This is a genomic window from Flagellimonas ochracea (assembly GCF_009903685.1).
Taxonomy (GTDB): domain Bacteria; phylum Bacteroidota; class Bacteroidia; order Flavobacteriales; family Flavobacteriaceae; genus Flagellimonas; species Flagellimonas ochracea.
This window is the reverse complement of record NZ_JAAABI010000002.1, coordinates 754,349-767,700: the sequence shown is the minus strand read 5'-3', so window position 1 is coordinate 767,700 and position 13,352 is coordinate 754,349. Positions and strand designations below refer to the sequence as shown.

General features: G+C 41.0%; 5 protein-coding genes. All 5 read left to right on the top strand.

What is annotated here, in order from left to right; genetic code table 11:
- The first annotated feature begins 317 nt into the window (after positions 1 to 317).
- The 5 genes from GTQ34_RS09080 (at position 318) to GTQ34_RS09060 (ending at position 13,339) form a co-directional block, all read left to right on the top strand.
- Positions 318 to 3,443, top strand: coding sequence for a SusC/RagA family TonB-linked outer membrane protein (locus GTQ34_RS09080; protein WP_166523455.1), 3,126 nt, complete (start codon positions 318 to 320; stop codon positions 3,441 to 3,443).
- An 18-nt stretch (positions 3,444 to 3,461) separates the two neighbouring features.
- Complete coding sequence (locus GTQ34_RS09075; RefSeq protein ID WP_166523454.1) at positions 3,462 to 5,057, top strand: RagB/SusD family nutrient uptake outer membrane protein; 1,596 nt, start codon at positions 3,462 to 3,464, stop codon at positions 5,055 to 5,057.
- Positions 5,058 to 5,422: 365 nt separating this feature from the next.
- Positions 5,423 to 8,764, top strand: a complete 3,342-nt coding sequence (locus GTQ34_RS09070; protein WP_166523453.1) for a CRTAC1 family protein — start codon at positions 5,423 to 5,425, stop codon at positions 8,762 to 8,764.
- Positions 8,757 to 12,008: a VCBS repeat-containing protein gene (locus GTQ34_RS09065; protein ID WP_166523452.1), complete on the top strand. Its 3,252-nt coding sequence runs from the start codon at positions 8,757 to 8,759 to the stop codon at positions 12,006 to 12,008. The genes GTQ34_RS09070 and GTQ34_RS09065 overlap by 8 nt, the downstream gene beginning before the upstream one ends.
- A complete protein-coding gene (locus tag GTQ34_RS09060) occupies positions 12,005 to 13,339 on the top strand; it encodes a vanadium-dependent haloperoxidase (protein ID WP_166523451.1) in 1,335 nt (444 codons plus the stop codon). The genes GTQ34_RS09065 and GTQ34_RS09060 overlap by 4 nt, the downstream gene beginning before the upstream one ends.
- Positions 13,340 to 13,352: the final 13 nt, after the last annotated feature.

Genomic DNA, 13,352 nt, shown 5'->3' with positions numbered 1-13,352 from the left:
GACAAGGACATTCATCCCCGTCATACTTTAAACAAAAAAGCCCCGAAATTTACGAAACCCTTTTAAATACATCGATGCCATATTAAAAATAATGCTATCTTAGTGGCTGTGTTATGGATTTTCTTAAATCCAGATCAGTATGTTGTGATTTAAACAATTGAACTGTTATAGTTTTGTCAACCTTCAATGTCTTCAAAGTTATCAACACGAAACCGTTTTCGCTCATTGTTAAGATATGCTTAAATTTTGATTAACCTTTTTTTTATATATGTTTAACACTTGAATTAAAATTAACTAAACTCAAAAATCCATTATTTATGAAGATTACGCTACTTAGAAGCTTTTTGCTGTTGGGCGCATTTTTATGTTTTGCCATGGCAGAAGCTCAAACAGTATCTGGTACTGTTTCTGATGCTACCGGTCCTTTGCCAGGAGCAAGTGTTGTCGTACAGGGTACCACTACCGGTACGCAAACTGATTTTGACGGTAACTATACTTTAAACGACGTCCCCAACGGTTCGGTATTGGTGTACAGTTATATTGGCTATGCTACCCAACAAATATCGTATGCGGGCCAGGCTACCATTGATGTAGTACTTGACGAAGATGCACAAGCTTTGGATGAAGTAGTGATCATCGGTTATGGACAAACAACCGTTAAAGATGCCACCGGTTCTGTATCGGCAGTTACCTCTGAAGACTTTAATACCGGTGTAATTGCATCCCCAGAACAATTAATACAAGGTAAAACTGCGGGTGTTCAGATCACTGAGTCCAGTGGTGCTCCTGGAGCCGGTATCGATGTTCGAATCCGGGGTTCTAATTCCGTACGTTCCAATAACAATCCATTATTTGTAGTGGATGGTGTGCCACTTTCAGGTGCAGATACAGCTCCTTCGAGTGGTGATACAGGTTTAGGTACTTCTGCTGGTTCAAACCCGCTGAGCTTTCTTAACCCATCCGATATTGAAAGTATCAGTATTTTGAAAGATGCATCGGCAACAGCGATCTATGGTTCTCGTGGTGCCAATGGTGTCGTTATTATAACAACTAAAAGCGGGAAAGGCAGTGCAGGAGGAAGATTTGAGTTTTCCTCAAGTTTAAGTATATCTACGCCCGCCAATGAATGGGACCTACTGAACAGCGAGGAGTTTTTGGATGGGATAGAACAATTTGGCGGAGATAGAAATGCACAGGATTTTGGCAACAATGTAAACTGGCAAGACTTTGTTACGCGTACCGTTGCCTCACAAAATCAAAACCTTTCCTATTCTCACAACTACGGCAAAGGAAATGTTAGGGCCACTTTTGGTTATGGAAAACAGTTTGGTGTTGTAGAGAATTCAGACCTTGAAAGAATCACTGGAAGAATCAATGCAACACATCGATTTTTGGACGACAATTTGACTGTAAATTTTCAGGGAACTATATCCAGGGTCAATGAGCAGAGAGCGCCCTTAAGTGGTAGCGCCGGATTTAACGGTGACCTTTTAGGTGCTGCCTATTCTGCGAACCCAACATGGCCGACTAATCCTGATTTTTCAGCTGCAGGGGGTCTATTAAGTCCTGCTGCATTGTTAAGATACACCAGAACTTTAAGCAATGTTGACCGTGTGCTCCTTAATGCATCCGCAGAGTATAAGGTAACGCCTGAATTGACCGCTAAAGTTAATATTGGTTATGACAAGTCTGAAGGTGAAACTTTCAGTATCACATCCCCTCTTGCCATTAATATTGGTAGAAATGCTTTTGGGAATGGCCGTGGAAACTTCAACACTCTGGAACTGGAAAACCGCCTTTTGGAAGCTACCTTAAACTATCGAAAAGAGTTCGAAAATTCGTATTTGGATGCTCTTGTAGGTTATTCTTTTCAGGATTTTGGAAATACGGGACGTAACGTTGAAGGATTCGGTTTTAGCACTAATGACTTAAATGAGATGGAGTCAGATTTGAGAATATCCACCGAAGGAGTACAAGCAGAAATTGATGGTTCTTTTCAACAATTTGGATACGATCCTAGATCGGGCGATCTGATAGTACAGCGTCTGTTCCCCACTGTTACAACCGAAAATATTTCAACTACCGCACCTCGTCCAGTTCGATCGATTGCAGCGGATACCTTTGATAACACAGACGAAATTCAATCGTTTTTTGGAAGAATTAATTATACCCTTGCTGACAAGTATCTTTTCACAGCGACCCTTAGGGCTGATGGTTCTTCCCGCTTTGGTGGCAACAACCAATATGGTTATTTCCCCTCAGGTGCCTTCGCATGGAAAATTCATGAAGAAGATTTTATGGGGGACACCTTCTCTACCCTTAAGTTACGATTGGGAGCCGGTATTACTGGTAACCAAGAAGGCCTTACTTTTGGTCAATTTATTAGAAGGGAAAGATATGGTGCTCCTTCTATTAATGATGGAGGAGAATGGCAGCCTGCAGGAACCCTTCCCATTACCTTTGGAAATCCTGACTTGAAATGGGAAGAAACTTTGGATTTCAATATTGGTATTGACTACGGATTTAACAATGACAGGGTTTCGGGTAGCATTAACGTTTACCGTAAGGAAACAACGGATTTATTGCTGAACATAGAGGCTGCTCAGCCTTCGCCTCAACCACGTTTCTTCCAAAATTTGGATGCCACTTTGATTAACCAAGGAGTTGAGTTTGATATCAATGTGGATTGGGTGCAAACGGAAGATGTTAGCTTTAGCACTGCTTTTAACATTGCATACAACGATAATGAACTTACCGATTTTGATGGACAAATTCCTTCTGGTACCATTAGAGGGCAAGGACTATCACTGGCTTTCTCACAAATTTTAGCGGGAGACAGACCCCTTTTCTCGTATTTCCTAAGAGAGTTTACTGGATTCGATAGTGCTGGTCTTCCAACTTTTGAAGGAGGAATAGATAATCAGACCTTTGTTGGTGAAGATGCGCTTCCGGACATTAATGCAGGTCTTTCACTTAACGTGAACTATAAGAATTGGGATGCTTCCGCTTACTTGGCAGGACAGTTTGGTTTCTCGGTGTACAACAACACACGGAATGCTTTCTTCACCGCTGGTTCCATAGGTAACGGTAGAAATGTGACACCAGACGTTCTTACAAGCGGAGAAAGTAATTTTGCTTCTGCTCCTGTATCCACCTTATTTTTAGAAGATGGTGATTTTGTTAGACTACAGAACGCAACCCTTGGGTATACTGTACCTCTTAGTGGTGATAGCGTTTTGAAAAGTTTGAGACTATCCGTAACTGGGCAAAATTTATTCCTGATTACCGATTACAGTGGTTTGGATCCTGAAATCAGCGTTCAAGCTGGAACACCAAATAACGGTGTTAGTGATGTATTGAACGGTATTCCAACAGCAGGTATTGATTATACGTCCTTTCCAAGACCAAGAACAGTTACGTTTGGCTTAAATGCATCATTTTAATAAAAAAATTGTACAAAAATGAAAAGAAATCAATTTAAACTTTTATCGATAGTCGCTAGCTCGGCTATGCTGATGTTCTCGTGTACCAATCTTGAAATTGAAGAAACGGATTCAATTATTCCAGAGGACACTGGAACAGGATTTACTGGGGTTACTGAACCAGCGAGTCAAGTAACCGACCTTTACAACAACGTATGGGGATTTTTGGGAAATCAAGAAAACCTATATGCCATGTCTGAGGTTACCACAGATGAACACCTGGTTCCAACTAGGGGAACGGATTGGGGAGATAATGGAATCTGGAGGGTACTGCATACGCATACCTGGGATTTCTCTCACCTCTTCATTCTTAGAACTTGGAATGATTATAACCAGACTATTTTTAGGGCCTCTGAGGTTATCGATTCCAGAAGTAACGCTGATGCTTTAACTTTGGCTGAAGCAAAGTTTATTCGTGCTTGGGCCACATGGGTTATCTTGGATAACTTTGGCCAAGTTCCCTTTAGGGGAGTAGATGAAGGTCCGGAAATTAACCCAAGTGTTCTAACAAGAACAGAAGCCGTTGCACTTGTAATTGCCGATTTAGAAGAGGCCATTCCTAGTCTCCCCAGTGTGGCCGCTGGTACCGGTGACCTAAAAAGAGCAAGCGCTCAAGCTGCAAAGTTTTTATTGGCTAGAGTATTGTTGAACAATCACATCTACAATGGATCAGGTACTCCCGATTCAGCCGATATGAATCGAGTAATTGCTCTGGTAGATGAAATCGCCGCTGACGGTTACGAATTACAAGCTGGCTATTTTGATATTTTTAGGGACTCTGCGGATTCTGAAACCATCTGGTGGGCACAAACTGCTGTAGGGAACAATATTTTTAACGGTCTTCACTATAATTCCACAGGAATCAGTGGGGGAGGTTGGAACGGTTTCAGTACATTGGCTGAGTTCTACGATTTGTTTGAAGGAGACCCTAACAGTAACCGAGGTGAGGTTGACGGGACTCCATTGGATGGTCAGGAAGAAAGAAGAGGTTGGGTGCCTTCTGTAGGGACTCCCTTCACAGGTGCTGATGGTACAACAGACAATGGCGGATTTGAGGACGGTTCCAATGTAGGTCTCGGATTTTTGATTGGTCAGCAATATGCATTGGATGGCACTCCTTTAAAAGACCGTCCGGGCAACCCCCTAGTATTTGAAAAAGAGTTTGCCTCACTAATAGGTAACAACGAACGTACTGGAATTAGGGTTCAAAAATACGCTGCCAGATATGGCGCCTTCAACAGCCATAAAGTTATATTCAGATATGCAGATGCCCATTTGATGAAAGCTGAGGCTATTATGCGAACTGGAGGTGACCCAACATCTATGGTTAATGAACTTCGAACTATACGTGGAGCAGCTCCCCTAGGAACCGTTGGCGAGCAACAATTGCTTGACGAAAGAGGACGTGAGCTTTACACCGAGTTTGTAAGAAGAACCGATATGATTCGTTTTGGTCAATTTACAAGCGATTGGGCACTTAAAGAGGTTTCGGGTGATGAAACCAAAAATATCTTCCCGATTCCACAAACTGCATTGCTTTCAAATCCAAATTTGCAGCAAAATCCTGGTTACTAAAATTTGGAGACGTTATAAATAAAAAAACCCGCCGTTTGGCGGGTTTTTTTATTTATCAATTTCTTCCAACTTACCAACTTGTCTCCAAATAGAATTACCTGCAACGAAAGGTACGGCAATGTCAATTTGGGTAATCAAAGAGATTTGGATACTTAGGCCAACAATAGCTATTTTAACGTCCACTTGAGTAGGTTAGATGAGTTTCTTAAACTAATTTTACAAAATGACATCAATGGACTTCTTCTGATAACAAAATCAACACTTGTAAGTGAATAGTGTTGTAAAAAGACTAAATCTAGTACAATGAACTATTTGGTAAACTGCAATTACCAACCCGCATCAGTAGCTAAAAAAATAAAATTGTAATGAAGAAATATGCACTATTGTTTTTGGGTTCTTTGCTAATTCTGTCATCATGTTCAAATAAAGATGAAAAGAATCAAACGGATGAAACTACAGAAACACTCTTTACACTGCTTTCACCTCAGGAAACTGGGATTACTTTTGTGAACAAGGTAGAAAATCAAAAAAACTTCAACATCTTCAAATATCGTAATTTCTACAATGGTGGCGGTGTAGGTATTGGCGACATCAACAATGATGGGCTTGCTGATATTTATCTCACAGGCAACATGGAACCCAATAAACTATATTTGAATAAAGGTAATCTTCAATTTGAGGACATCACAGAAAAGGCTGGTGTAGGAGGAAGCAAACCTTGGTCCACCGGAGTTGTAATGGCGGATGTAAATGCCGATGGCCTTCTAGATATTTATGTGAGCAACGCAGGTAATCTGGAGGGTAACAACCATGACAATGATCTTTATATAAACAATGGCAATCTTACGTTTACTGAAAAAGCAAATGAGTATAACCTGGCCAAGACTGGTTTCTCCACACATGCTTCTTTTTTTGATTATGACAAAGACGGCGATTTGGATGTCTATATTCTTAACAATAGTAACATTCCCGTAAGTAGCTTGGGCTATGCCGAACAACGTGAAGTGAGGGCCCAAGATTGGGAAGGTGTTCCGCATATTTTCAGAGGTGTGGGTGACATGCTCTTGCGCAATGATGATGGAAAGTTTGTGGATGTAAGTGAAGATGCCGGTATTTATGGTAGTTTAATTGGTTTTGGCCTTGGTGTTCTTGTGACTGACATTAACAATGACACGTATCCTGATATATACATCTCCAATGATTTTTACGAAAGGGATTATCTATACATTAATCAAAAGGATGGCACTTTCACCGAGGAAATAAAAAACTATACTTCCCATTTGAGCCTATCCGCAATGGGAATTGATATTGCAGATATCAATAACGATGGACATAACGACATTTTTATTACTGATATGTTGCCAGAACCCGAGGAACGGGTTAAATCCGTAATGGAGTTTGAGGGCTATAACATTTTTGACCTAAAAAGAAGCAAAGATTTCTACCAACAGTACATTCAGAATACCCTACAATTGAACAATGGAAATGGGTCATTCTCAGAAGTGGCCTATTATAGTGGAATAGATGCCACGGACTGGAGTTGGGCCGGCCTTATATTCGATATGGACAATGATGGGTTGAAGGATATTTTTGTGACCAATGGAATAAACCACGACCTCACGGACCTTGACTTTGTGGATTTTTTTGCAAATGAGATTATCCAAAAAATGGCCTTGACGGGAAAAAAGGAGTCTATTGATACGATCATCAACAAAATGCCCATCAAACCCCAGCCCAATTATGCCTACAAGAACAATGGAGACATTACTTTCAAAAATGCCAACAAAGAATGGGGTTTTGATATTCCTACAAGGTCTAACGGTGCGGCTTATGGTGATTTGGACAACGACGGCGATTTGGATTTGGTCATCAACAACGTAAATACCGAAACTTTTGTTTACAGAAATAACTCCAATGAGCTTAATGACAACAATTATATTCAGCTAAAACTGATTGGGGAGGGAGAAAACCCCTTTGCAGTCGGGTCTCTAGTTAAGTTCTATTTTGGAGACAACACCGTGAACCAAGAATTGATTCCATCACGTGGTTTTCAATCTTCAATGGATTATACAATGACTTTAGGTCTGGGTAAACACAAAACCTTGGATTCCATCCGAGTGGTATGGCCAAATGATAGAACCATTCTTTTGACCAATGTTAAATCAAACCAAGTACTTACACTAAACCAAAAGCAAGCAACCGCGCAATATAATCCTCAGAAAAAAAGCGACGTAAAACCGCTTTTGAAAGAACTGAACAATACCAATTTCACTGCACATCAAGAAAACAACTACAATGACTTTGACTATGAAGGCCTGATCTATAAAAAACTCTCTCAAGAAGGACCTGCTTTGGCAATAGGTGATGTGGATGGCGATGGAAACGAAGATGTTTTTATCGGAGGAGCAAAAGGCAAATCAGGGTTCATCTATAGACATGGAGGTAAAGGCTCCTTTTCCGAATCAAAACAGGCAGTCTTTGAAAATGATAAGGAATTCGAGGACACCTCAGCGGCCTTTTTAGATGCCGATGCGGATGGTGATTTGGACCTGATGGTAGGTAGTGGGGGAAATGAATTTGCACAGGAGCGCCAATATAGGCCCAGATTATATTTGAACGACGGAAAAGGTAGGTTTTCAAATTCCGGACAAACATTGCCTTCCACCTTTAAGAATATTGCAGTGATTGCGCCAAGTGATTTTGATGGAGATGGAGATTTTGATGTTTTCATAGGTTCAAGAAGTATAGTTAGTGTGTACGGGCCAAATCCGGACCATCTGTTTCTTGAAAATCAAGAAGGACAATTTTTAGATGTGACTGAACGCAGAGCCTATGATCTTAAAGATGAAGGGATGATTACGCATGCCATTTGGGCCGACTTGGATGGTGATCAAAAACAGGACTTGATCACAGTCTCGGAATGGGACACCCCAAAAATCTATAAAAATTCTGGAAGGAGAATCTCAAAAATGAATTCCAGTTTGGACAGTCTCCATGGATGGTGGAATACCGTTGAGGCAGTTGATTTGGATAAGGATGGAGATTTGGACCTGGTTTTGGGCAATCAAGGAGAAAACCTGCATTATAAACCATCAGACGGAAATCCCATGAAGCTATGGGTCAACGATTTTGATAACAACGGAACCATTGAGCAGATTGTGACAGTCCATGAAAACGGTGGTGATTATCCAATCCACCAAAAAAAGGAACTTACAGGGCAGCTAGTATCTTTGAAAAAGCAAAACCTAAAAGCTTCTGACTACGCTAAGCGAACTATTCATGAACTTTTCCCAAAAGAAATAATTGACCAATCCATAGTCAAAAAAAGCCTTATTTCAGCTTCAGTGGTAGCTATTAACGATGGCAAGGGGAAATTTAGCATCAAAAAATTGCCGAGTCGTGCACAGTTCTCTTGTATTTGTGGTATTACCTGTACCGATTTGGATAAAGATGGCAATTTAGATTTGATCATGGCCGGGAACAATTTTGAATTTAAGCCCCAATTTTCAAGATTGGACGCCAACTACGGCAATGTACTTTTGGGAGATGGTAACTTTAACTTTAAATGGAAAAACTACGATGAAAGTGGGTTTTTTATCCGTGAAGAGGTAAAACATTTGGGCTTGGTAAAAGACAAGGATAATAATAGGTTTGTCCTAGCTGCAATTAACGATGGAAAACCAAAAATCTTTGCGCTGGATGAATAAGATAATCGCTGCGCTTGCTATCGGTTTTTTACTTGCTGGATGTAAAAAAGGCGGGGAATTGTTCGATACCCTATTACCAGAAAAAACAGGAATCGATTTCGTAAACAGTATTACGGAAACCAATGACCTGAGCATTTTGGACTATCTCTATTTTTACAATGGTGGTGGTGTCGCTGTCGGAGATGTCAACAATGACAATTTACCGGATATCTTTTTTTCAGGAAACCAAGTGAAGAACAAGCTTTACCTCAACAAAGGTGACCTAAAGTTTGAGGATATTACAGATTCTTCCGGGCTTGAGGGCAATAGTTCATGGAACACAGGTTCCGTAATGGCTGATGTAAACGGAGACGGTTGGTTGGACATCTATGTTTGCGCCGTAGTAGGAATAAATGGTTTCGATGGCTATAATGAACTCTACATCAATAATCAAGACGGTACCTTTACCGAAAGTGCTTCAAAATATGGCCTTGATTTCGATTCATACAGCTCTTCAGCAGCATTCTTTGACTATGATACAGATGGTGATTTAGATCTTTATCTTTTAAACCATGCCGTGCACACTTCAGGATCTTTTGGAAAAGCAAGTCTCAGAACTAAAAGAAACTATGAAACCGGAGACAAACTCCTTAGGAACGACAACGGAAAATTTAAGGATGTAAGTGAAGAGGCAGGGATTTATGGAGGAATTAATGGTTATGGCCTAGGTGTCGCAGTCTCCGATTTCAACGTAGATGGATATCCAGACATCTATGTTGGCAACGATTTCCACGAGGATGACTACTACTATTTGAACAATGGCGATGGGACCTTTACTGAAAGTCTTCGTACATATTTTGGCCATACTACAAGATTTTCAATGGGTAGTGATGTGGCCGACATCAACCATGATGGCCTTCCCGATTTGATTTCTCTGGATATGCTTCCAGAGGAAGAGGTTCCTTTGAAAGCTTCTGAAGGGGATGAGGACATCCAAATACAACAACTCCGTACCCAGCAATATGGATATCACTACCAGTTCACCAGAAATATGCTTTATGTAAATCAGCCAGACGGAAAATTTATGGAGACTGCGCTTTTAAGCGGCGTAGCTGCGACCGATTGGAGCTGGGCAACCCTTTTCGCCGACTACAATCAAGATGGAAATCAAGACCTTTTTGTGGCGAATGGTATTCCCAAAAGACCCAATGATCTTGATTTTATAAAGTTCGTATCAAGCGACCAAATCCAAAGTAAGATAAACAACACCAGATTAGTAGATCAAAAAGCGATGGATATGATGCCTTCTGGGGTACACCACAATTACATTTTCCAAGGGAGGGATGACCTTACTTTCGAAGATATGTCAACCAATTGGATGATTCCAGAAAAACTTATCTCGGGGGCATCAGCTTATGGAGATTTGGATAATGACGGAGATTTGGATCTTGTTGTTAATAATTTAAATGCTCCCCCATCAATATATGTGAACAAAACGAATAATAAAGCAAATTTTCTAAAAGTCAAGCTGCGTTTTAAAGGGAAAAATCCATACGGGATAGGAACCAAGGTATACGCCTATACGGATGGCACGCTTCAATTCAAAGAATTATTTCCCGCTAGAGGATTTCAAGCTTCCTCTGAACCTATAGTCCATTTTGGCTTTAGACAGAAAGAGTTAGTAGATTCGCTCAAAGTGGTTTGGCCAGACAGAACCTGTCAAACCATAAAAAATGTCTTAGTAAATCAGGAATTGACCCTGGAACCGAAAAATACGAAATCCCATTCTGGTGTTTCTTCAAACAAAGTCGCTACACCTCTGTTCAAACTGACCGATGGAAACTTGGGCCTACAGTACTTACACAAAGAAGACAACTATCTCGATTTTAATCGGGAAAAATTGATTCCATATAAAATATCAGATCGAGGACCCGCTTTTGCAGTTGGCGACTTGAACCTGGATGGGAAAGATGACATTCTGCTGGGAGGTTCAAAGTTTGATCCAACAAAAGTCTTTCTACAACAGGACAGTATTTTCGTTCCGCAAAACTTTGAAGCAATCAGAAAAGATTCCATTAAAGAACAAGTTTCTGCCATAATAGCCGATTTCACTGGAAATAATAAAAACGATATTGTGCTCGGTGCTGCAGGAGGCGACTTCTATGGAAGGTCCAAAAGGCTTACAGAAACTTATCTTATCCAAAAAGATACGGCATTTACAGATGGAACTTTCCCTGAACTATTTCAAAACACATCGGTGGTTAAACCTTGTGATTATGATGGCGATGGAGATTTGGACCTTTTCGTCGGGGGCCATGCCGAAACTGGAAATTTTGGAAAGGCGGTTCCTTCATATTTACTGAAAAACGAAAAGGGGGTGTTCACTATAGATGACAGTTTTGATAAAGTGAATGGAATGGTTACCGATGCTATTTGGAATGATTTTGACGGTGATGGCCAAAAAGACTTGATTGTCGTCGGGGAATGGATGTCACCTTTATTTCTAAGGAACAACGATGGTCAGTTCGAAGAAGCCTTTGATTTGGAAGTTTCCGGGCTTTGGCAGATAATCCATCCTTTTGATATTGATGCAGATGGTGATATGGACTACCTTTTGGGGAACTGGGGAACAAACAACAAATTCAACGCCTCCAAAAAAAGCCCCTTGCGTATGTACTATCATGATTTTGATGGAAATGGGCAAACGGAAACCGTTGTGGCCATTCCAAAAAACAACAAATATTACACCCTTGAAGGCTTGGATGGACTTGCTGGTCAGATGGTATTCCTAAAGAAAAACTACACTTCCTATTCATCCTTCGCAGGAAAAACTGTTGAAGAGATTTTTTCTAAAGAACAGCTGGAGGAGTCCACAATATGGGAAGTAAACACTTTGGCATCAGGATACCTGAAAAACGCAGACGGGACGTTCACTTTTGTTCCTTTTAAAAACGAACTGCAAGTCGCTCCCATCATGGCATTTGCTTCCTACGATTTCGATGCGGATAATGAACGTGAAGTACTGGTGGGAGGCAACTATTTTGGTGTAAAGCCTTATCACGGACGTTTTGATTCTTTCCCAGGAGCCTTGATAAACAACGAAAAAAATATAATTTTAGGCAACCAATTAGGATTGGATTTTACCCAGAAATCCCTAAGGCATTTGCACGTACTGGAAATGGGCGGCCAAAGTTATCTACTTGCCATTTTCAACAATGCAAACTTGGAGGTCTACCAAATAATGAACAGACAAAAAGAAAGATGATGAAAAAAGTTGGAGCACTGATGTCCATGGCGCTATTGGCCTTAACGTCTTGCACAAAAAAAAGCGAACATATTGCCATTGGGCCTGAAGATTACCATAACTCCGTGGACAAGGTAACCGAGGTAATGATCCATGATATATTTTCGCCTCCAGTTGCCAGTAGGATATATGTTTATCCGAATATAGCGGCCTATGAAATTATGGCTAAAAAAAATCAGGACTATCAATCCCTATCGGGTCAATTAAGGGATCTCGACGCAGTTCCGGAACCCGGGAACAAGGAAGAACTGAACTATGAACTAGCCGCCTTGATCTCTCATATTGACCTTAGCAGAAGACTCATATTCTCCGAGGATCGTATCAACGTATATCGAGATAGTTTGTATCGTACCTGGGAGAACACAAACGAAAAGGAATTCAACGTTTCAAAGGCTTACGGTCTTGAAGTTGCAGAGCACGTTGCCCTGTGGATGGATAAGGACAACTACAAACAAACCCGTACCATGCCGAAGTTCACTGTAAACTCAAATGAGCCTTCAAGATGGCAACCTACGCCTCCTTCATACATGGATGGGATAGAGCCGCACTGGAATAAAATAAGACCTTTTGTAATTGATTCTTCAGCGCAGTTCAAGCCTGCCCCACCGCCACCTTTTTCAATGGAAGAAGGTTCCGATTTTTTTAATGAGGTAAAAGAGGTGTATGACATCAGCAACCAAATAACCGCTGAAGGTGATGATTCAGAGGAAGTTGAGATTGCCCAATTCTGGGATTGTAATCCCTATGTATCGGTCACAAGGGGGCACTTAATGTTCGCTACTAAAAAAATAACTCCGGGCGCTCATTGGATCGGCATTGTCAAAATCGCCTCCCGAAAGGCCAATTCAGATTTTGCCAAAACGGTTTACGCCTATACTAAAACTTCCATTGCCATCGCTGATGCTTTCATCAGTTGTTGGGATGAAAAATATCGTAGTAACCTCATTCGCCCCGAAACTCTGATAAACGAGCATATTGACGACAGTTGGGAACCCATATTGCAAACTCCACCGTTCCCAGAATATACAAGTGGGCACAGCGTTGTTTCAGGTGCTGCGGCCACTGCCCTGACCAGTGTTTTTGGCGATGACTTTGCCTTTGACGATGATACCGAAGTCCCTTATGGTTTGCCAGTGCGTTCCTTCACCTCTTTCAAACAGGCCGCCGATGAAGCCGCAATTAGTAGAATGTACGGCGGGATTCATTATCGCAAAGCAGTAGAAATTGGTATAAAACAAGGGCGCGATCTTGGACAGTTTGTAGTGGATAATTTAAGCATGGAAAGTAAATAAACGTATTTATTTA